Source organism: Janthinobacterium sp. RA13 (assembly GCF_000745325.1).
In the GTDB taxonomy this organism is placed as follows: Bacteria; Pseudomonadota; Gammaproteobacteria; order Burkholderiales; family Burkholderiaceae_D; genus Janthinobacterium; species Janthinobacterium rivuli.
Map to the genome: position 1 here is coordinate 5775884 of NZ_JQNP01000001.1, position 18835 is coordinate 5794718.

Sequence of the window (18835 nt, forward strand, 5' to 3'; positions counted from 1 at the left end):
TATGTCGACTGCTAGGATTTGGCTATTTCATGTGATTTTGGAAATTTTCTTGGCAAGTTTGAAGGATTGGAAGCAAGTACTCCTCTCCGGCGTTGCTCAGCCTTAACTTGCAATAGGGAAGTCGGAATTGAAAGAATTTAAACGTTGAACTCGTTTCTGTTGATGTCTTATGCGAACTAACGTAAAACTGCCCGTTTTGGGGCGATAGCAGCCGTTGATTCCAGATAAATGCGGTATATTTATATCGCATTTTCGCCGGCTGCAGCTCACGGAGGCTTCCACGGTTCCTCGCTGTTTTCGCGGATGATCTCCCGTACTTCCTCGATATTCTTCCAAGCCTGCAGGGCCGCCCGCTTTGCCGCCTGCCTGCTCTGATAAAGATGTTCCAGCGTCTTGAGCGTGCCCGTGGCGCCAGCCTGCTCCTGCCCCGCCTTTTTCTTTTTCGCCGCCACGTCCTTCCACTTCGCCACCACGCCAGTGATACCTTCGTCCGGGTCTTTCTCGTCCTCGCGCTCGGCCTCGACTGCTTCCGTCTTCGTTTCAAATTCCACGCGCGTGGTAAAGCCGCTGCCGCCCAGGCTGTGCGTGACCTTGACCGATAGCCATTCGGTGGCGTCGATCTCGGGCTTGAAGCCTGTCACGGTCACGGGCGATTGCGGGAATACGGCCGGGTTGCCAAGGGCCAGGCTCATTTCAAAGGTGGCCAGGCCGCGCAGGATGCGCTGCCATTCGGCCACGGCTGCCGCGCGCGCGTCCGTTTCGTTGGCGAAGGTGGTGCGCAGGCGCTTGCTGTTGCCCGGCACGCCTGCCACGACGCTGCGGCGGCGTGCGTAGCGTTCGTCGTGCCAGAAGGCGCGCACGCCCGTGTAGGCGTCGCTTTCGGCGCTGTGGTAGCGGTGGCCGTCGCCCAGGGCGCGCGTGATGGGAATCATGGGCAGCGCCTTGCCGCTGGCGGTGCGGCTCTGGTTGATGGGGATGAACAGCAGGGTGTCGTTCTTGACGGTGGCCACCGCGTCGTATTTCCTGCCCAGCCGGCGCAGGAAGGCCGCGTCGCTCTCGTGCGTTTGGTCGATGTGCTCGATGGCGGTGTCGCGCAGGCGCGCCGACACGCCCGACGCCAGCTCGTTGCGAAAGGCGATGGCCTCGATGATGGCGCCCAGGGTGGTCTTGTGAAAGCTGTGTTCCTGCTGCTGCTTGAAGGTGTCGATCAGGTTGGCCGACCTGGCGCGCAGGGTGATGGTGTCGGGCGCGCCGCTGTGCTCCACCTCGTCGACGGTGAATTTGCCCATGTCCACCAGGCCGGACGATTGCCAGCCCAGCGCCAGGGCGATCTGCGCGCCGCGCGGCGGCATGGCCAGCTTGCCGTCGCTGTCGTCCAGGGAAATATCGAGCTGGTCGCTCTCGTCGCCACGGCACAGGGTCAACGTCAAATTGATTAGCCGCGGTGAAACGATGGCCGTCAAATCCTTGTCCTCGATGCTGACCTTGAAGGCGGGGATATGCTCGCTCATTTGAACTTGTCCGCCGCGCTGCCGATGGCGCCGCTGATGCTGCCGCCGATCTTGTCCTTCATTTCGCTGACCACGCCGCCGTATTTCGACGTGATGCCGCCGACCACATTGCCCACCACGCTGCCCACGGCATTCCTGGCCGCGCCGGCGATGCTGCTGGTCATGCCGTCGATGCTGAGCATGTTTTTCAGGTCGCCGATGTCGCCCAGGCCGACCATGGCCAGCACGCCGTCGTCATCGCGCTTGAGCGCAATCGAGAACTCGACGCGCCGCGCGCCGCCGCTGCCGTCCAGGATGCTGCGCCCCTCGGTCATGCTGGTGATGCGGTACGAGCCGAGAATGCGGCCTGTGCCCTGGATCAAAATCCACGATTTACCCGTGTCGGCCATCATGCGCAGCGCATCGAGCGAGTACAGGGAGCCGGTCAGTTCCGGCGCCACCCAGCCCGACAGGGTGATGGTGTCGTCGCCTGGCCCCACATACTGGTGCGCGTCGCGCAGGCCCACGCGGGCCGTGCTGGCGTGCTTCCATTCTGTTTGCCGCTGCAGCTCGTGATAGGCCAGGGTCGGCAGGCTGAAAACGAACATTCCTAAAATCATCATCATGGTGGTTATTCCTTCTTAATCGTGGTCGCGCAGGGACGAGCGGATGCGTGCCGCCTTTTCGCGGTCGCGCTGATCGAGCGCCATACTCACGGCGCGCGCGATGGCCTGCGGATCGGTGCCGGCCTGCACATGGAAGGTGATTTCGATCTTGTCGCCCTGAATCGTCATGCCGGCGCCGAACCCGCCCTGGGACAGCGGGGCGCGCGTGTCGAACGCGCTGGCGGGTAACGCCGTGGCCGTGCCGATGGCAATGCCCGCGCCCAGTTGCGTCAGGCGCTGCGCCAGGCCGGATACCTTGGCAATCGGCGCGCCCTCGCTGCGGTCCAGGCCCACGGCCAGGCCCTGCATGGTGTAGTCGCCGAGCTGGGCAAACACGCGGCTTGGGCTGTGGATGCCCAGCTTTTCCTTGAACCAGGCAATGGTGCTGGAACCGGCGTTGCTGATGGCGTCCTTGACGGCGCCCATGGAACCCGTGATGCCGTTGACCAGGCCGCGCAGGATGTTGGCGCCGAACTCCGTGAACTGCGCCGGCAGCTTGATGCCGAACCAGCTCAACACGCCCGCGAATGCCTGATAGAACACCCCGACGGGTGACCAGTTGATAATCAGCGCGCTGATACCCGCTAGGCCGCCGGCACACGTCGCCTTGAGCTGCGGCCACACGCCGGCAAAGAACGTCTTGACCGGCTCCCAGCATTGATAGATGACGTTCAAGCTGCTGGTGATGCCGCTGGCCATGCGGCGCAGCAGGCCGCTGCCGAAGTCGCTGAACCTGGCGGGCAGCGCAATGCCGAACCAGCCCAGCACGCCCGCGAAGGCGCGATAGAACAGGCCCAGCGGCGACCAGTTGACGATCAGGGCGCTGACGCCGCCAATACCGCTGGCAAATGCCGTCTTGACGTGCGACCAGATGCCTGTAAAGAAACCCTTGATTGGCTCCCAGTATTTATAGATCAGGAAGGCGGCGCCGGCGATGACCGTGATGGCGATGCCAATCGGGGTCATCAAAAGTGCGCGGCCCAGCCACAGCACGGCGCGGCCGGCCCACATGAAGGCGCCACCCAGGCCGCGCAGGATCGGCGTGAGCACGCCGCCCTTGATACCGATTTTGGCGAACATGACGTGCAGCATGGCGTAAGGGCCGACCAGTGCGGCAATGCCCAGCATCAGCGGGCCGAGCACCAGCAGCAGGCCGGCCAGCACGGCAAACGCGGTAATCATGACCTTGGCCACGGTCGGGTTGCGTTCCATGAAACCGTTCAGGCGCGTGACGGCGGAAATCGCCAGTTCCAGCCCCTGGGCGTACAGCGGCAGGATTTTCTCGCCCATGGTCAGTTTCAAGTTGGCCAGCTTCGATTGCGCCTCCAGTTCCTTGCCGGCGGCCGAGTCGCGGCCCAGCTTGTCCAGTTGACCAATATCTGCGGCGCCACGGTTGAGCTTTTCGTTTTTGTGGATTTGCACGCGCTGCAAATACATCTGCGAGTACAGGTTCGACGCGGTGCGGTTGGAAAAGATGCTGCCGATGGCATCGAGAACCTGTTTCTTTTCCGTGATGCCTTTCTTGGCCAGTTGCGGCAACAGCACCTTTTCCAGCCATTCGAACTGGTTTTCGCGGAACAGCTCGGCGCCCAGCAGCGCGCCGGGATCGAGGAACGAGACTTGCCCGGCCTTGTCGTGCTTGACCTTGCTCTTGTCGCCGATCAGGCCGAACTCTTCCAGTTTTCGGGCTGAACGCTTGGTGGTGCGACCCTGGTACAAGTTCTGGTAGGCGCTCATCAGCGACGTGCCGACGCGGTTGCCGCTCATTTCCTGCACCAGCGGTTCCATCTGGTAGTAAAAGGCATCATCCTTCAAGCCCTTGGCCGCGATGCCGCCCGTCTTGATCATATTCAGCCATTCATTCGGGCCCACGCGCCCGCCCGTGGCGGTGATGACCTGCTGCACGATATTGGCCTGGGCTTCAAACTTTTCCTTGCTCTCCAGGCCGCCGCGCAGCTCGATCACCTTGAGCATGTCCATGAACTTGCGTTCGTTGTCGGCGCCCTCGGCCTCGCCAAAGAAGGCGTGATTGGCAAATTTCATCTTGGCCAGGGTAGGAGCGACCATTTCCGCGTGGTGGACGTCGGCAAAGGCGCTCATGCCGTCGCGCATGAGCTGCAGGTTGTCGAGCTGACTGGTGCCGTAGGTTTTCATGTTGCGCGCAAAGGCAACGGCCTCGGCTGACACTTTGTCGCCCAGGCCCAGGGCGTTGACGCGGCCCACTTCCGTTTGATAGTGCTTGGCCTCGTTCAGTCCCTTGACGACGGGTGCGCCGATGACAGCGCCCGTGGCGGTCGCGCCCGCGCCGGCCATGGCCAGGTTGCCCGCCTTGTTGCGCAGCTTGTCGGCATGCTGGGTGGCGTTGGTGACGCGCTGCTGCTTGGCGGCTGCATTGGCCAGCTTCTGCTGCTGCAGCGTCATGGTTTTGTTGGTGGCTTCGATCTCGCGGCGCAAGGTGCGCTCGTGGTTGGCCAGGTCTTTGGTGCCGATGCCGGCGGCGCCCAGGCGCTCGCGCATGACCTGCAGTTGCTGGGCCTGCTGCTGGCCGGCCGTCTTCAAGGCGCCGGCCGCTTTGACGGCGGCGTTAAACTCGCGCGTCATGGCGCGGGTGGGCGCCTCCGTCTGTTTCATTTTGGTGGCCAGGCTGGCCACCTTCTGCTGGGCCGCTTCCAGCTTGGTGCGGGTGGCGTCCAGGCCACCGTGCAGCTCGCGGAACTTGCTGATGTTTTTCTGCTGGGTGTTCAGCTCGCGCAAGCGGTCGCTGGTGGCCTTCAAGGCCTTGGCCGTCTCGCTGGAACCGCCCATGATTTTTTTCAGCGGGCCGGTGATTTTGTCCAGCGCTGCAAACACTACCTGTAACTTCAAATCCCGACCAGCCATCTATTCCGCTCCGCTTCGCTGCCTGGCGCGTTCGCGCCAGGCCATCAGTTCATCAATCGTAAAGCCGTCCATCGCTGCGGGCGTCCAGTGGAAGACGCCGGCAATGTCGGCCATGGCGTCTTCTACTTCGCCGGGGATACCGAAAGGCGATCGGCTTTGCTCGCCAAAAAAACGGCAACCTCGACGCCTACGGCCAGCAGGTCGGCCGGGTCCATGTTGGCCACGTCGTGCGCGGTCAAGGTCGGCTCGGTGATGCGCGGCAGCACGATCTGCAGGGCCGACACGTTCAGGTTGCCCAGCTCGATCAGGGAAATGCCGCGCAGGGCGCCCGCCTTGGGTTTGCGCACGGTCAGCGAGGTGATGAAGCCGTCGCCGCGTTTGATCGGTTCGTCCAGTTCGATGACGGCTTGATTGTTGTTTTCGGTGTTCATGGTGTTGTCCTTGTGTGTGGGGAGTGAATAAAAAAGGGATTACAGGCCGCTGGCCTTGCGGATGGCGGCATTGGTATCGACGCCGCCGATGTTCTCGATGCCGCTCATGAAGTCCAGTTCGATGACCGTGGCGCCGTCGATCATCAGCTTGTAGTAGCTGCAAGCCATTGTGTATTTATGGGTGGTGTCGTCGCCCATCTTGGCGCCGCCCATGTCGATTTCCTTGTAGCGGCCGCGCACGACGACCTCGACGGCGGCGACGTTGCCGTCCTCGTCATTTTGATAAGCACCGGCAAAGCGCAGCATCACGGCACCGTGCGAGTGGGAACCGTATTGCTTCAATGCTTCGGCGATCAGGCCGCCGCCGCTCCATTCCAGCGACAGCGCCTCGTTGCCGAAGTCCACGGACACGGGGCCGCTCATGCCGCCGGCGCGGTACTCTTCCATCTTGCGGCTCAACTTGGGCAAGGTGATTTCGGGCACCATGCCCATGAACAGCACGCCGTTTTGAAATACGTTGAATTGCTTGAGTTTGTGGGGCATGCCCATAGTGTTCTCCGTTGTCCAGTTGCGCCCGCGCGGGCGCGGGCAGGGTGGTGGCGCTTAGGCGGCAATGCGCGAGGCGAAGTCGGCCAGGTAGCGGTCGGTGATGCGCTGCTGGAAGCGCAGGTTTTCCAACGGCGGCACGGGCGTGTAGTCGTAGTCGATGGCCAGCTTCCCGTCTTTCAGCCCTGTCTTGTCGTTGTACTGCTCGTCATACCAGGCCTGGCCGTCGATGATGTAGCCCTGCAATTTCAGGTCGCGGAACTTGGCGTTGATGCTTTCCAGCAGATCGCGCACCAGCGACGGGTGCAAGGGCACATCGACATAGGCGAAGTGCGCCTCGGCGATGGTGTCGGCCAGCACCTGGGCCGTGCGCGTGTAGCTCTCGAAATAGAAGAAACCGCCCGGCGCCTCGCAGGTGCGCGAACCCCAGAATCGGTAGCCGCCCATGTTGATCAGGGTCGTCACTTCCTTGGCGTTGAGTACGCCGGCATCGGTGGCCGGGTCTTGCAGGTCGAAAAACACGTCCTTGGTGATGCCGGTCGGGCCATTGACGACCACGTTGGACAAGGTCTTGTGCCACCCCGTTTCCTCGTCGATCTTGGCGCGCAGGCCCATGGCGTAAGCGATAGCGGAAATGCTGGCCTCCTCGTCGACGGCCGTATTCCAGTTTACGAAGTCCGGCCAGATGATCATGACTTCGCGCTGGCCGAACTGGCCGCGATATGCGATGGCCGCCGGGACGGTGGCGCAGCCATAGGCGGATGCATACACGAAGCCGCGCAGGCGCTGTGCCACGCTGGCCAGGGCATTGGTGACAGCCTGGGTGTCCAGGCCCGGCGCGCCCAGGATGCGCGGCTTCACGCCGAGTTTGCTTTGCGCGGCCAGCAGCGCCTTGGCGCCCAGGTACTTGCCATCGGGCGACACGCCGCCCACGGCGTTGCTGGTGGTTTCCGCTTCGGTTTCGCCTTCCGCCACGCGCACCACGACGGTCAGAGGCTTGGTCTGCGCGGCAATCGCTTCCAGTGCGCGGTACAAGGTGCCCGTCTTGCCGGCCTTGCCCATGGCGGCCAGCACGTTGGTGACGAGCACGGGCGTGTCGAGCGGGAACGCTGCCGGGTCGGCGTCATCGGCCGTGGCGATCAGGCCCAGCACGGCCGTGGACACGGTGCGGATGGGGCGCGAACCCTCGTTGATTTCAATGACGCGCACGCCATGGTGGTAGTCGGTTGCCATGTGGCTCTCCTGTAGGTGGTGAATGGGCGTTACTGAGTGGATGCCATGCCGGCGGTATCATCGAAGGCGCGCCGCGCCTCGCCGGACAGGGTGGCTGCGATGCGCGCGTATTCGGCGTTGACGGCCGCTTGCAGCGCCTCGATGTCCTGCGCTGCGGCAACCGTCGGGCAGATGGTGATGTCGAGCAGCCAGGCGCGCGCCGCCGCGATGGCTTGCACCGTGTCGGCGTCGCCGTCGGCCATGGCGGCAAAGCCGATGCCGGCCAAGCGGTTGAGGATGGCGTCGCGCGTCTGGCGCACGCTGGCCAGGTAGGGCGCTGCCAGCACGGCAAACGGCGGTGGCGGGGCGGCGGTGATTTTCCACTTTCCGCCGGTCGTCATGCGGATGGCTGCGCACGCGGCGATGGCGTCGCGCAAGCGCGCTTCGTCGTCGGGCGATACTTCGACGGCATCATCTGGCCACGTGCCGGCGGCATCGTAATCGGCACGCATTTGCTCCGGATAGAAGCCGCGCGTACTGTTTGAAAAAAACATAGTGGACTCGCTTTCGATAGTGGATGTCATGCTCAGTTGCCAATCGCGCGCCAGCAGAGAACGTCGGGAACGGCAGTCACGCCGTTGGAGTTGGAAACCCACGCGCCGGTGCGTGAGAGTGTTTTGTCTGTCGTGCGACCGCTGTAACCAGCCGACGACAGTTCATTCATGCACTGCACCGTGATGGCGCGGCAGGCATTCGGGAATGCGATGGGAAACGTCAGGTTCGGGGTGAACGGCGCCATGCTGGCGGATCCTGCGATGGTTCCCCATTGTTCAATATCGCCATTCGGAAGGCGCCGCCAATTTCTTAATACGCCAAGCTCGCCAGCAAAATCAGCGTTGCGCCACAGCTCTGCAGTTGAATCGATGACTTGCCATGTATCCGCCGCGATAGCGACCAACGATACTGACTGGCCGAACTTCACGAGTATTGATGCGATGTTTGCAACGTCATAGCGAAGCAATGCGTTGGCGGCCGGGGCGACGGTGCCATCGATCTTGTTGAAACCAAAGAATGTGACCTTGCGGCCGATGATCTGGCCGGTGCCGAGACTGTCGGGACGGGGCAGGGTCGCCATGATGGAACCGTTGTTGAAATAGAAAGCCTTGCCAAAATCGGCGGCGGCCAGCGTGCGCGAATTAGGAAAAGCCGAAATACCTGAAAGGTTCCCCAGTTCCTGCTGCACAAACTCAGCATTGGCCAGCTTTTTAGACGCGTCAAATTTTGCCAGCGTTGGTACTTCCTTCATGCTGTATTGCGGGTGCGGGTCGGCGGCCGCCTGGTGCTTGGCCAGTTGCTGGTCGCCATAGGTGCGTGCGCTGGTGTCTTGCTGATCGACGTAGGTAACTTTTGCCAGGAGCGGGTGCGGGTCGGCGGCCGCCTGGTGCTTGGCCAGTTGCTGATCGCCATAGGTGCGTGCACTGGTGTCCTGTTGATCGACGTAGGTGACTTTTGCCAGGAGCGGATGCGGGTCTGCAGCAGCCTGATGCTTGGCCAGTTGCTGATCGCCATAGGCGCGTGCGCTGGTGTCTTGCTGATCGACATAGGCGACCTTGGCCAGTAGCGGGTGCGGGTCAAGAGCCGCCAGGTGCTTGGCCAGTTGCGCATCGCTGTAGGCACGCACGGTAATGTCCTGGTCATCGACATACTTGCGCGTGGCCAGAATGATGGACGGGTCGATTTTCAGCTCGATGGCGGCCGTACTGGCGACGATCAGCACGATGCGTACCACTTGCGTGCGTGCGCTGCCCTCGGCCATCACTGGTTTGTAGCTGGGCGGGCAGTTGGCCACGGCGCACAGGTCACCGGCCTCGTCGTAGATACCGATTTCGCGTATCCACCAGCCGCCCACATTCTCGGGCAAGACTTGCTCGACGATGATCTGGCTGGCATTGGCCGGGTCGACCGTCAGCTGATTCAGGCCGGCGCGGCGCACCTCGCGCACCAGCGCCTTTTGCGTGCGCGATGGCATGGGCAGATTGCCGTTACCGTCGCCCACGGCCAGGTTTTTCAGTTTCAGGGTTTGACCCAGGGCGATGGCGTTGGCCAGCTTGGCCTCGCCCACTTCGGTCAGGATGGCAAAGTATGTGCTCATGGATAGATGGTCAGGGTGTCGATGGTATGGGATGCGCCGGCCTGCAACAGCGTGCCGCGCACTTCGATGGTTTCCGCGATCCAGGGATACACGGTCATGCTGTCGCCGTGGTACGCGCAAGCGCCCGTGTAGACGTTGCCACGGCTTTCCAGATAAATGGCCAGGCCCGTCATGTGACGGCTGACGGGCTTGGCGTCGGCAATCAGGCGTTCCATTTCCTGAAACATGGCGTCCGTGATGCCCGTGTCCAGCACGCCCACGTCGAGGCGGAACGTGCCCGGCACGCCCGGTGGCGTGGTCTGCCACCATTCGGTGATGCGGATCAGGTAGCCCAGGGACTCCACCACGCGGCGCACGGCGGCAATCGTGCCCTTGTGCTTGTGGATGAAATAGGCCGCTTTGATGGCGCCGCGCTTGGTCGATTCGGGCCAGGCGTCGTCCCAGCGGTCCACGGAACAGGCCCAGGCAAGAAACGGCAGCAGATTGACCGGGCAGCGGTCGGCGTTCCACAGGTCGCGCAGCGGCACGGGCACGTTGACCAGCTCGGCGCAGGCCACGGCAATGGCGCGTTCCAGCGCCGTGGTATTGGGCGGCAGGGTCGGCACAACCTTATTCATCGAGCACCACGACATTGAGCTTAATGGCCGTGCAGCGCGCGGCCTGGGTGGCGTTCAGTTCGATGTCCGCTGCCGGGCTGTTCAAGATGACCTTGCGCACGCCCTCGACGTGGACGGCGGCGCTGCAGGCGGAACGGTAGATGCTGTGGCCCAGCGGACGGCGCGGCTGCGACACGCGCACGGCGTTGGCGTGCGCGGCGTCCAGCAAAATCGGCACTTCCGGGCCGACGCCGATAAACAAGGTGGCCTCGATCTGGTAGTCGATGACCTGGGCGGCTTGCACCGTCAGGCGGTCGCCCAGGGGGCGCACTTCCTCGGCGTTAAGCGCGCGCGCCACGGTGGCCAACAGGTCGGCGCTAGCGATGCCGGTGGCATCATTGGCCAGCACCGTGACGGTGACGCTGGCCGGCGCCGGGCTGGTGGCGCTCGCGTCCTTGACCTGGCCGTCCGCACTGCGGGCGTGAAATTCATACGAGGCTTTCGGGCCGGCCACGGACAGGCCGTCCGGCGCTTCCTGGATGCGCAGGCGGTAGGCGTCGTTGTCTTCCATGACGGCGGCCACGGGCGGCAGAGCGTTGGGATTTGCCGGCGTGATGACCAGGCGCGCCACGTTCACGTTGGCGCCCAACTGGTCCAGGTCGCCGTCGAGGGCAAAGGCCAGCATGACGGCCTTGCCCGCCTCGTTGACGCGGTTGCGCAGGATGGTTTCTTGATAGCTGTTCTCTTCCAGCAGTTTGGTGGCCGGTTCCGATTCCAGCTCCAGCAGGGCCGTGACGGCCGCGCGCTCGGCTTCCGGCAGCAGGCTGACCAGGTGCGTCTTGCGGCTGGCCAGGATGGCTTCGAAGTCCAGCACTTCGACCACGCTGGGCGCGGGCAATTGGGTCAGGTCGATGGGCGTGCTCATACGCCGCCGCCTTGCTTGACGGGCACGGACAGGGTGATGCCCTGGCCATTCGCTGTGCCGTCGAGCAGCAGGGCGATGGCGCCGTCCGTGTCGCGCGTGAGCTGCACGCTGGCGAGCTGCAAACGCGGCTCCCAGCGGCGCAGGGCAAAGGCGGTGGCCGCGTAGATGCGCAATTGCGTCGCGCTGTTCAGGGGCTGGTCGATCAGCTCGGGCACTTCGGAGCCATAGCGTCGGCGCCGGATGCGCGAGCCGATTGGCGTCGTGAGAATGTCGGTTATCGACTGGCGCAGGTGGCCCAGGCCCGTCAGGCTGCGCCCGTTGGCGGCGTGCATGCCCATCATGCTTGTGGCCCGCCCGACTGGTCGCTGCCGGCCCGGACGCCGCCGTGCGGATGCTTTGCCAGGCTGATGGCACCGGCCAGCACGTCTTCGCTGGCTTTGATCGTCCCTTGCACGGCCATGGCCACGCCGCCAGCGGCGCCAGCCTTGGCGTTCACGCCGCCGTTCAGGGCGGTGGCGCCGTTGACGATCAGGTTTTTCGTGACGATCAGGTCGCCCGTGCAAATGGTGCTCGGTGCGTTCGACGTGACCTTGTCGGCGGTGATGATGGCAGTGCCGCCGGGTAGCGTGGCCGTCAGGGCATGGGCCGCATGGTCATACTGCACCACGGCGCCGTCGGGGTAATGCGTGGTGTGGATGCTGTTGCTGGCTTCGGGCGCGTCAAACGCCTGCGAGTACAGCGCTGGCAGGATGATGCCGCGCGTCAGGTCTCCGCCCGGCGAAAAGACGATCACCTGTTCGCCGACTGTCGGCGCCGACCAGGTGCGCGTGTTGCCGGCGTGCCGCGTGGCCCATTTCAGCCATTCGGTGGTGAGCGTCGGCCCGAGCCGTACGCGCGCCTTGGCCCCTTTGACCTCGGCGATGGTGCCCAGGCGGATCAGGTTTTGCAGCAAGCGGAGGAGGTCGGACAGGTCGGCGTTCATGCAGTGCATGTTGCCGAAGTCCGCGTTCGGATGCACGCGGGGGCGGGTTGATATGCGGCTTAGCGACTATGGAAATCTTTGATATGCCTCTAGAATTTCCTTGATATTCATGCACTATCCCCCGTCATTTTTTCCCGTACGAAGCATCATTGATAATCTATTATCACAATAGAATTTATGTTCAGGGCGGCATTTTTAGATGAATTTCGTAAAAATTTCAAATTAAGATTTAATAATTTCGAAGTGATATTTTATTTGGTTGACTTGCGTAATTTAAGAGGAAAAAATTTAAATTTACCTTATTTTTTGCATGAGAAAATGTTGGTTCGGTGATTTTTGGTGATTTTTTGATATCCAATAGTAAGGTACTATAAATTTTCGTTTGTCAAAAATGAAAGCCAAAGGAGAGTGAGTGAAAACTATATTAGTTGTGTTAATTGTAATTTTAGATATTATCTTTTCAAGTGCGCTTGCTAATTCATTGGATGAGCGAGAGGGAGATCTGCAAGATATTGTAATTTCAAGTGTTGCACAAAATCCGCAACCAATCATCGATAGGTATACAGGGCAGTATTCGGGAAACAATGTTGTTGCACTATGTCTTTCAGGGCAAGAATCAGCGATATGTGAAAGTGTAAAAATTCCGGAAAAGGTCGGGAAGGTAACGGAAATAGTATTTGGAAATTTTAGTCAGAAGTATGATGCAAGTTGGCTTGCATTTACTAACGAAGCCGTTAGTTTTTGTGTTGCGGAAGGCCGATATTTATCGGTTCGATGCAAAAGTGTAGGATTGATAAACTACAATGGGGTAGATATTACATTTGATAGAAAGCGTACGGGAATTCCTTCGTTAGTCTTTAGTTCGACAAAAGTTAGAAAAAATTACATCCAACGCGTTGCAAATAGTTTCTTGAATCGCGTGTACGCCGCTGCCAATGAATTGGAGTTGTCTTCGGATGCCATGCCAACTAGTTCAAAATGCATCAAGGGAAACTGTGAAATTTCAATACAGCGTGAAGTTGATGTTGAAATTCCAATAGTTGAAATTACTGCTCCTTTTCCTGACTCACCATTCGATGGAGGTGGGTTCGTAATAGTTCCAGTTATCTTTGGTGACCCATTACAAGTGCCTGACCCATTGCCAAGTGGAGTTGCCCCAAGCGACATCTTAAAAGCTCGAGATCCTGTTGGCATGGCTGCTTGTACTGCAGGATATTATCGTACTTGGGGAATAATGGTTCAAGGATGTGTTGGTCTCAAAAATGCAAATCGTACGCGGATGTGCTTCGAAAAAGCTATGGCCGCATATTGGTACAATCTTGAGAACGAATGTTACGCTAAATATTATTAAATTTTTTGAAAGGCAGCCGATGGATCTAATCGGCTGCTTTTTGCCCTAGTGGGGGAAGTAAGCTTTTAAGATCATCTTCCTCTCCGTCAAACCAAGAGAAACCCCATCCAAATTTTTTACGTATTCTCAATTCCATATATATCATATTCATAGCTAGTTGCATGGCATGCCAACTATCGACTCCAGCGACATTTTTTGGCTCGTTAAATATTTTATCTATAAAAACCTCACAGCTCCAATGGTTTTCCGACATACGTTGCGGAATGCCAATACTCAAAAAAGTATCAAATTTTTCTCCATCTGGCGCCGTAGCACAAAAAACGCGTTTCATAAGATATCCTTGCTTTTCGGTATTGTTGTAAGTTAATAAATTTTATAATTATTGTGGGATTGATATTTTTATGGTGCAATGCTGACTGTGCGACTTATGTTCAGTAGTTATTTGATGTGATGTTTTAAGGCTGTATCATAATTGATAGCCATTTCAATGATAACTTTCCTATATGCCAATGGTGGTTGGGTGCGTTCAATGCGACACAACTTTAACTCATTTGATAACTAATGTCAGTTGAAGTTTACATTGGAGTATCTTAGCTTTTTTCGATGTGACGCAGCAACGATTCGCGTATCAACGTCCGATCCGGTTCATTCAAGCCCAACAGCGGCCGCTCCGGGTACTTGTGCAGTGGCCCTTTTTTCGACAAGCGGTCTCGCTGGCCAAACTGATGCACATGCGCCACACGCGCCACCCAGCCAAAAAAGCCGACCTCTATCTGGTCGCCGGTCGCTTTTACTTTCAGGTGTTTGGCGGTACGAATCTTGGCGAACATGGCCGCCTTCTGCCGCTTGATCCGTCCATTCTTCCCCTTGAATTCCTTGCGCCGCTTGCGCGCCGGGTAGGCTGTGCCATCCGGCCCCTGCTGGGCCTTGATGCGCTGCGCCTGGCTACGGCGCAGGTCGATGGCCACCTTGTGATTGATGGCGCGGCGCTGGGCTGGCTGCAGCTTGGCCAGCAGCGCGCCGGCCCAGGCTTCCAGCGCGTGCAGGTCGCCGCTCATGGCGTGGCCTCGGGCGTGCGCCATTCGGCCAGCAGGGTGTCGCCGTTATACAGCTTCCAGAACTCGTCCGCGTAGGCCGGCATGTGCTGTATCTCGGCCAGGTGTTTGATGTCCAGGCGGCCGGCCTCGCCGGTCTTGACGGCCACGCGTTCGGTCAGGTCCAGCTTGATCGAGATATCGACCGTTTCATGGTTGTTGAAATCGACTTCGAAGGCGATGCCGTGCTTGCGCGTTTCCTCGTTGGCCATCAGGTCGAGCTGGTGGACTTTCAGCCAGGCGATCAGGGCCACCATGATGGCGTCGGCGTCGCCCGCGTAATCGGTGACGATCAGGTTGAGCTTGAAGCGGTATTCGAAGGAGAGGGAGGCGGTGGCCGATGCCACCACGTTGCCCTCGTCGGCGAAAACCAGCAGGCGGTCGGGGTCGCGCTGCAGGTCGGGGATGGCGGCGGCTAAGTGCTGGCGCAGGCTATTCGGTTTGTACATGGTAGGTGTCTCGCACGGTGTTGTAGGCGTCGATGCAGGCGTTCAGCTGGCGGGTGGCGTCGTCGCCGTCGCCGGCAATGGCGTCAAGAGCTGCCGCAGTCGCCGGGTCAAGTTCGGCGCGCGCTTGGTGGCGATGGCCTGCGGCAGCGGAGGTATCTGCAGTTGCGGCGCACTGGCCGCCGGCGATGGGGATTGACAGGCGCACAGCGCCGCTGCGCACGTCAGCATTGAAATGGTCGCGTTCAGTTTTCGCATGGGTTTGCTCCTGGGTGAGGTGGTCGGCGCGCTGCGCCAGGGCGGCGCCGGCCGCGCGCTCCAGCGAGAGCACGCGGGCCGTGGCCTGGGCCAGTGCGGTGGCGGCGGTGGTCTTGCTGGTGGCCGCCTGCCGTTGCAGTTCGGCGATGCTGGCGTCCTTGCGCCAGCCCTGCGCCATCCAGCCCGCCAGGGCGCCGCACAGCAGGCAGGCGGCCAGCGGGCGCCATGTGGTCGCGGTCACATGGCCACCCGTTCCTTGATCCAGCCGAACAGGAAACGGCGCTGGGTCTTGTTGGCTTCCGTGATTTCCAGGTAGCGCGCCGCCTGCAATCCGTTCAAGGCGCGCAGCAGCACGGCCGCGCCGTCCTGGCCGCGCCATTTCAGGAAGGCGGCCAGCGCGCCTAGGGACTGTTCGCCCAGGTGGCCATCGACAACCAGGATGGGATAGCGTGCGCCCGTGTCATTGAAACCGTTCAGCCAGCGCTGCAGGAACTCGGCCGCGCGGTGCGGCCCCATGTTCACGCCCGTGTCGATCAGTTCGGCGCCGATGCCGGCATGCAGAGCCAGCACCTGGTCGAACTTGGGTTCCGTGATGTAGCGCGCCGTGTAGATGGCGCGCGCCACCGCCACGGGCAGGTCGCGCATCGGCCCCGTGTAGCCGTTGGCGCGCGCCACGGCCACGGTGATGCCGTAATTGGTTTCGCCGCCTTTGTCTTGCGTGTCGTTCACATAACCGCCTTCGGCGCGCAAGATGGCGTCGATGATGCGCGCGATGAGTGGGTTTTCCATGGTGACCATCAATGCTCCTTCGCGTCTTTGACCAGCTCGGCGATGTCCTTGTCGCTGCGGCGCTGGAACCACAGGGCCACGGCGCGCGATACCCACCAGCCGGGGGCGCCGACGATCAGATCGATGGCGGACGCGTTGACCATGGCGCCGATGGCGGGGAGCTGGGCGCACAGGAGCTGGTACACGGTGCCGCCCAGCAGGCACGAGAATACGCCCGCGCAGGCCAGGCGGGCGACGAATTCGCCCTTGTTGAAGGTGCCGTCGCTGTTCAACGGCGGCAGCACGATGTACAGCATGGCGGCGCCGACCATGCCCAGCGCGGCCTTGAAGCCGTACAGTTTGACCAGGGTGGCGAAACCACCAAACGATTCTGCGGACATTGCTTGATTCTCCGGGGTAAAGTTAGATAGATTTTTCATGATGGATAAAAGGGTGAATGCCAGGATCAGTCCCATAGCTGCACGATGTCAGCAAGCTGGCCCGTGCTGGGCGTCGGCTCGGGCAGGGTGACGACCAGGCCCGCCGGCAGCACGGCGCCGTGGCGCGCCAGCGCGGGATTCATTTCCAGGGTGTGCTCGACGTATCCCGCGCCGTCGCCCAGGTAGCGCCACACCAGGGCGTCTACCGTGTCGTGCTGCCGCGTGCGCACCTGCATCAGATCAATTCCACGGTGAGGTGCGTGCGGCCGACCATATCGGCGATGGCCCATTGCGCGTTGCGACGCTGCGCGCCGGGCGCCTCGTCCAGCCATTCCATGCTTTTCTTGTCGCTGACGGAGGTGGCCGTGCTGTCGTAGTCGCGGTAACGTTCGATCAGATCGGCTTTGGCCGTGCTGTAGACGGCGCGCCGGTACTGCGCCACCAGGCGGGATTCGCGGTTGATGCGCGTGGCCGGCACGTCGACCAGGGCGGCAATACCGGCTGCGGCCTGCTTGCCCTGCCAGTCGGCCAGCTCGCGGTTGACGTGCAAAATGGCATCGACCACGGCTTGCACCAGGCGCGCGTCGGTGACGGTGCCATCGAGGCGCATGGCGTCGCGCATATCGGTAAGCAGGATGTCGGGAAACCAGCCGTCGTTCTCGATGATGCCGGCGGCAGGCGCCGGCGGCGCCGGGGCGGTGCCAGGCTGGGTTGACGGGGGCAGGGCCATGAAGGACATACGGGCGCTTTCAAAAATGGGGCGGTGGACGGGGTTCATCAGGCTGATGGATTAGCCAGAATTCCCCCGTGCCGCCGTGCTGCGGGGGATGCGCTTTACGTGGAACCGGCCGCGCGCTTAATGCGCCGTTCCAGCTTTTCCATATCTTTCTTGACGCCGCACGACTCGGACAGGGCGCGGGCACGTTTCAGCTGGCCCATGGCCGTTTCCGCCTGCGCCACCAGCGCCGGGGCGATGTCCGTGTCGTCGGCCTGGTCCAGCACGGTGATCATGGCCAGGCCGATGGCCTTGTGCAGCTTGGCGCGCGCCTGGTCCGGCGCGTCGCTGGCGGCCGTCAACTGTTCGACGGTGCCCAGCACCTGGGCCGCGTGCTGCGGATCGCTGGCCAGCTTGCCGTGCAGGAAGCCCTCGGCAAATTCGTCCAGCATCAGGGTGGCGATGTCGCGGCTATAGGTATCGGGCAAGGTGAACTTGTGCGCCAGCGCGTATTCGGCCATGACCAGGGCGCGCGCGTACTCGCCCGTGTCGATGTGCCATACCAGCAAGGTGGCGAACACGTCATCCTGGGCGCCCTTGCCTCCGGCCAGCACGCCGTCAATCCATTGCGCGTAATCCGGCAACAAGGTGGCCTTGACCTCGATCTTGCGTTCCACCGACTGGATGGCTTTCAGGCGGCGCCTGTCGTCGGCCAGCTTGTAGAGCATCATTTCGTAGGCTGTGCCGGTGGTCACACCCTGCGGCGCGGCGGCGCCGGCCGTGCGCTCGGCCAGCATGCGCGCGCGGTGGCGCAGGGCAGGTGATTGATTACTCATCACTTGTCTTTCAGCTCGATGTTTTCCACCAGCGCGGCCAGGCCCAGGTCTTCGATCACGTAGGCGTCATTCGATGACTCGTAGTTCTCGATGCGGTCGCGCTTGGGTTCGTCGAACACGCGGCGGCGGCGCGCGCCGTCCTGGAAGTAGATCGACAGATTGTCGAAGCGCGTGATGAGGATCGCGTTGTCTGGGAAGTAGGGCACGCGCGCGGCCGGCAAGCCGCCAATGCGTTTCTGGCTGATGATGATGTCGGCCGCCAAGGTTTCCGTGGGCGCCTGCTTGGTGTTGACCAATGGGAAATACTTGTCATTCAACAGCTTGCGCCCGACGATGGCCACCAGGTTGGTGTCTTCCTGATACCACGGGTCCAGCAGGTTGACGGCGTCCGTCACGGCCGCGTCCAGGTTGGCATAGTCTGCGCCGTCCACGTCGCCGATGATGACCTTGCCCGGCATGCCAGCGGCCACCAGGCCCAGCACGCGCTCGGGCGCCTGTTCGCGCAGGTGCTGCAGCCAGCCTTTATTGACGTCTTGCAGCAGCGGATTGGCGGCCAGGTCGGTGGTGGCCATGACTTTCACGCCATTGAAACCGATGACGATGCGGTCCAGCGCCTGGCGCGTCAGGATGGCATTGGCGACGCGCGATTGAAAGTCCTGAAACTTGGCCCAGGCGTCCAGCTTGGCATAGCTCAAATGCGTGTCGAAGTTGGTTTGTTCGCAGCGGTACTTCGTGCTGTCCATGGTGGACAGGTCGCGCGTTTCGCGTTCCTTGTCCTTGGTGTTGGTGCGGCTGGCAATCGGGCCGGAGACGCCCAGGCCCAGCTTTTCGCCTTCCTGCTCGCCCACGCCGATGATGTTCACTTTCGACAGGAACTCGCTCGATTCCTGCATCTTGTTTTCCAGCTTCTGCTGCACGCTGGGCGTGACGCTGAAGGTCTTGGCCACGTTGTCCGTGTCGTTCAGTTGGCCCAGGCGGGTTTCATATTGGGAAAATACCTGGCGCGTTTGCTTTTTCATGAATCAGTGCTCCGTTGTTGAATGGGGTG

24 protein-coding genes are annotated in these 18835 nt (G+C 61.2%); 1 reads left to right on the forward strand and 23 read right to left on the reverse strand.

What is annotated here, in order from left to right:
- Window positions 1-266: 266 nt before the first annotated feature.
- The 13 genes from FG13_RS25635 to FG13_RS25690 are packed head-to-tail and all read right to left on the reverse strand — an operon-like array spanning window position 267 to window position 11879.
- Window positions 267-1511, reverse strand: coding sequence for a phage late control D family protein (locus tag FG13_RS25635; protein ID WP_035825605.1), 1245 nt, complete (start codon window positions 1509-1511; stop codon window positions 267-269).
- The gene (locus tag FG13_RS25640; protein WP_035825607.1) at window positions 1508-2116 is read right to left on the reverse strand and encodes a phage tail protein; all 609 of its coding nucleotides are present in this window, start codon (window positions 2114-2116) and stop codon (window positions 1508-1510) included. Before FG13_RS25640 ends, FG13_RS25635 begins: the two co-directional genes overlap by 4 nt.
- Before the next feature lie 15 nt (window positions 2117-2131).
- Complete coding sequence (locus FG13_RS25645) at window positions 2132-5020, reverse strand: phage tail protein (RefSeq protein ID WP_152598863.1); 2889 nt, start codon at window positions 5018-5020, stop codon at window positions 2132-2134.
- A gap of 15 nt (window positions 5021-5035) precedes the next feature.
- Window positions 5036-5149, reverse strand: coding sequence for a GpE family phage tail protein (locus FG13_RS29725; RefSeq protein WP_071650284.1), 114 nt, complete (start codon window positions 5147-5149; stop codon window positions 5036-5038).
- 8 nt (window positions 5150-5157) lie between these two features.
- On the reverse strand, window positions 5158-5466 hold the full coding sequence (locus FG13_RS25650; RefSeq protein WP_035825611.1) for a phage tail assembly protein: 309 nt from the start codon (window positions 5464-5466) through the stop codon (window positions 5158-5160).
- A 39-nt stretch (window positions 5467-5505) separates the two neighbouring features.
- Window positions 5506-6015: a phage major tail tube protein gene (locus FG13_RS25655; RefSeq protein ID WP_035825616.1), complete on the reverse strand. Its 510-nt coding sequence runs from the start codon at window positions 6013-6015 to the stop codon at window positions 5506-5508.
- 54 nt (window positions 6016-6069) lie between these two features.
- Window positions 6070-7245, reverse strand: coding sequence for a phage tail sheath protein (locus tag FG13_RS25660; RefSeq protein WP_035825619.1), 1176 nt, complete (start codon window positions 7243-7245; stop codon window positions 6070-6072).
- A 29-nt stretch (window positions 7246-7274) separates the two neighbouring features.
- Window positions 7275-7778, reverse strand: a complete 504-nt coding sequence (locus tag FG13_RS25665; protein ID WP_161784213.1) for a hypothetical protein — start codon at window positions 7776-7778, stop codon at window positions 7275-7277.
- A 32-nt stretch (window positions 7779-7810) separates the two neighbouring features.
- Entirely contained in the window at window positions 7811-9376 is a 1566-nt protein-coding gene (locus tag FG13_RS30755) for a phage tail protein (protein WP_051959460.1), read from the reverse strand.
- Window positions 9373-9993 carry a phage tail protein I gene (locus FG13_RS25675; protein ID WP_200880314.1) on the reverse strand — a complete coding sequence of 207 codons (621 nt, stop codon included), beginning with the start codon at window positions 9991-9993 and terminating at the stop codon, window positions 9373-9375. The genes FG13_RS30755 and FG13_RS25675 overlap by 4 nt, the downstream gene beginning before the upstream one ends.
- Complete coding sequence (locus FG13_RS25680) at window positions 9986-10897, reverse strand: baseplate assembly protein (RefSeq protein WP_035825621.1); 912 nt, start codon at window positions 10895-10897, stop codon at window positions 9986-9988. Before FG13_RS25680 ends, FG13_RS25675 begins: the two co-directional genes overlap by 8 nt.
- Window positions 10894-11238, reverse strand: a complete 345-nt coding sequence (locus tag FG13_RS25685) for a GPW/gp25 family protein (protein ID WP_035825622.1) — start codon at window positions 11236-11238, stop codon at window positions 10894-10896. Before FG13_RS25685 ends, FG13_RS25680 begins: the two co-directional genes overlap by 4 nt.
- Window positions 11235-11879: a phage baseplate assembly protein V gene (locus FG13_RS25690; protein ID WP_035825625.1), complete on the reverse strand. Its 645-nt coding sequence runs from the start codon at window positions 11877-11879 to the stop codon at window positions 11235-11237. The genes FG13_RS25685 and FG13_RS25690 overlap by 4 nt, the downstream gene beginning before the upstream one ends.
- Before the next feature lie 412 nt (window positions 11880-12291).
- On the opposite strand from FG13_RS25690, the gene FG13_RS30280 reads away from it, so the two are divergent.
- The gene (locus FG13_RS30280) at window positions 12292-13230 is read left to right on the forward strand and encodes a hypothetical protein (protein WP_152598865.1); all 939 of its coding nucleotides are present in this window, start codon (window positions 12292-12294) and stop codon (window positions 13228-13230) included.
- Between the two features lie 25 nt (window positions 13231-13255).
- On the opposite strand, the gene FG13_RS30285 is transcribed toward FG13_RS30280, so the two are convergent.
- The 10 genes from FG13_RS30285 to FG13_RS25735 all read right to left on the reverse strand — a co-directional run bounded on the left by FG13_RS30285 (window position 13256) and on the right by FG13_RS25735 (window position 18806).
- On the reverse strand, window positions 13256-13561 hold the full coding sequence (locus tag FG13_RS30285) for a DUF6968 family protein (protein WP_152598866.1): 306 nt from the start codon (window positions 13559-13561) through the stop codon (window positions 13256-13258).
- 259 nt (window positions 13562-13820) lie between these two features.
- Complete coding sequence (locus FG13_RS25695; RefSeq protein WP_035825627.1) at window positions 13821-14288, reverse strand: phage virion morphogenesis protein; 468 nt, start codon at window positions 14286-14288, stop codon at window positions 13821-13823.
- Entirely contained in the window at window positions 14285-14773 is a 489-nt protein-coding gene (locus FG13_RS25700; protein WP_035825628.1) for a phage tail protein, read from the reverse strand. Before FG13_RS25700 ends, FG13_RS25695 begins: the two co-directional genes overlap by 4 nt.
- Window positions 14757-15269, reverse strand: a complete 513-nt coding sequence (locus tag FG13_RS25705) for a lysis system i-spanin subunit Rz (RefSeq protein ID WP_035825629.1) — start codon at window positions 15267-15269, stop codon at window positions 14757-14759. The genes FG13_RS25700 and FG13_RS25705 overlap by 17 nt, the downstream gene beginning before the upstream one ends.
- A complete protein-coding gene (locus FG13_RS25710) occupies window positions 15266-15817 on the reverse strand; it encodes a glycoside hydrolase family 108 protein (RefSeq protein WP_200880315.1) in 552 nt (183 codons plus the stop codon). Before FG13_RS25710 ends, FG13_RS25705 begins: the two co-directional genes overlap by 4 nt.
- A gap of 8 nt (window positions 15818-15825) precedes the next feature.
- Window positions 15826-16197: a hypothetical protein gene (locus tag FG13_RS25715; RefSeq protein WP_035820867.1), complete on the reverse strand. Its 372-nt coding sequence runs from the start codon at window positions 16195-16197 to the stop codon at window positions 15826-15828.
- 65 nt (window positions 16198-16262) lie between these two features.
- Window positions 16263-16472 (reverse strand): tail protein X, encoded by a 210-nt coding sequence (locus tag FG13_RS25720; RefSeq protein ID WP_035825631.1) that lies wholly within the window; start codon window positions 16470-16472, stop codon window positions 16263-16265.
- The gene (locus FG13_RS25725) at window positions 16472-16975 is read right to left on the reverse strand and encodes a head completion/stabilization protein (RefSeq protein WP_035825633.1); all 504 of its coding nucleotides are present in this window, start codon (window positions 16973-16975) and stop codon (window positions 16472-16474) included. Before FG13_RS25725 ends, FG13_RS25720 begins: the two co-directional genes overlap by 1 nt.
- Before the next feature lie 95 nt (window positions 16976-17070).
- Window positions 17071-17787 carry a phage terminase small subunit gene (gene gpM, locus FG13_RS25730; protein ID WP_035825635.1) on the reverse strand — a complete coding sequence of 239 codons (717 nt, stop codon included), beginning with the start codon at window positions 17785-17787 and terminating at the stop codon, window positions 17071-17073.
- Window positions 17787-18806 carry a phage major capsid protein, P2 family gene (locus FG13_RS25735; protein ID WP_035820855.1) on the reverse strand — a complete coding sequence of 340 codons (1020 nt, stop codon included), beginning with the start codon at window positions 18804-18806 and terminating at the stop codon, window positions 17787-17789. Before FG13_RS25735 ends, gpM begins: the two co-directional genes overlap by 1 nt.
- Between the last annotated feature and the right edge of the window lie 29 nt (window positions 18807-18835).

What these genes read in the sequence shown, in the direction of transcription:
- FG13_RS25635 (WP_035825605.1), bottom strand. Translation starts at nt 1,511, where the DNA reads ATGAGCGAGCATATCCCCGCCTTCAAGGTCAGCATCGAGGACAAGGAT.
- FG13_RS25640 (WP_035825607.1), bottom strand. Translation starts at nt 2,116, where the DNA reads ATGATGATGATTTTAGGAATGTTCGTTTTCAGCCTGCCGACCCTGGCC.
- FG13_RS29725 (WP_071650284.1), bottom strand. Translation starts at nt 5,149, where the DNA reads ATGGCCGACATTGCCGGCGTCTTCCACTGGACGCCCGCAGCGATGGAC.
- FG13_RS25650 (WP_035825611.1), bottom strand. Translation starts at nt 5,466, where the DNA reads ATGAACACCGAAAACAACAATCAAGCCGTCATCGAACTGGACGAACCG.
- FG13_RS25655 (WP_035825616.1), bottom strand. Translation starts at nt 6,015, where the DNA reads ATGGGCATGCCCCACAAACTCAAGCAATTCAACGTATTTCAAAACGGC.
- FG13_RS25660 (WP_035825619.1), bottom strand. Translation starts at nt 7,245, where the DNA reads ATGGCAACCGACTACCACCATGGCGTGCGCGTCATTGAAATCAACGAG.
- FG13_RS25665 (WP_161784213.1), bottom strand. Translation starts at nt 7,778, where the DNA reads ATGTTTTTTTCAAACAGTACGCGCGGCTTCTATCCGGAGCAAATGCGT.
- FG13_RS30755 (WP_051959460.1), bottom strand. Translation starts at nt 9,376, where the DNA reads ATGAGCACATACTTTGCCATCCTGACCGAAGTGGGCGAGGCCAAGCTG.
- FG13_RS25675 (WP_200880314.1), bottom strand. Translation starts at nt 9,993, where the DNA reads ATGAATAAGGTTGTGCCGACCCTGCCGCCCAATACCACGGCGCTGGAA.
- FG13_RS25680 (WP_035825621.1), bottom strand. Translation starts at nt 10,897, where the DNA reads ATGAGCACGCCCATCGACCTGACCCAATTGCCCGCGCCCAGCGTGGTC.
- FG13_RS25685 (WP_035825622.1), bottom strand. Translation starts at nt 11,238, where the DNA reads ATGATGGGCATGCACGCCGCCAACGGGCGCAGCCTGACGGGCCTGGGC.
- FG13_RS25690 (WP_035825625.1), bottom strand. Translation starts at nt 11,879, where the DNA reads ATGAACGCCGACCTGTCCGACCTCCTCCGCTTGCTGCAAAACCTGATC.
- FG13_RS30285 (WP_152598866.1), bottom strand. Translation starts at nt 13,561, where the DNA reads ATGAAACGCGTTTTTTGTGCTACGGCGCCAGATGGAGAAAAATTTGAT.
- FG13_RS25695 (WP_035825627.1), bottom strand. Translation starts at nt 14,288, where the DNA reads ATGAGCGGCGACCTGCACGCGCTGGAAGCCTGGGCCGGCGCGCTGCTG.
- FG13_RS25700 (WP_035825628.1), bottom strand. Translation starts at nt 14,773, where the DNA reads ATGTACAAACCGAATAGCCTGCGCCAGCACTTAGCCGCCGCCATCCCC.
- FG13_RS25710 (WP_200880315.1), bottom strand. Translation starts at nt 15,817, where the DNA reads ATGGAAAACCCACTCATCGCGCGCATCATCGACGCCATCTTGCGCGCC.
- FG13_RS25715 (WP_035820867.1), bottom strand. Translation starts at nt 16,197, where the DNA reads ATGTCCGCAGAATCGTTTGGTGGTTTCGCCACCCTGGTCAAACTGTAC.
- FG13_RS25720 (WP_035825631.1), bottom strand. Translation starts at nt 16,472, where the DNA reads ATGCAGGTGCGCACGCGGCAGCACGACACGGTAGACGCCCTGGTGTGG.
- FG13_RS25725 (WP_035825633.1), bottom strand. Translation starts at nt 16,975, where the DNA reads ATGTCCTTCATGGCCCTGCCCCCGTCAACCCAGCCTGGCACCGCCCCG.
- gpM (WP_035825635.1), bottom strand. Translation starts at nt 17,787, where the DNA reads ATGAGTAATCAATCACCTGCCCTGCGCCACCGCGCGCGCATGCTGGCC.
- FG13_RS25735 (WP_035820855.1), bottom strand. Translation starts at nt 18,806, where the DNA reads ATGAAAAAGCAAACGCGCCAGGTATTTTCCCAATATGAAACCCGCCTG.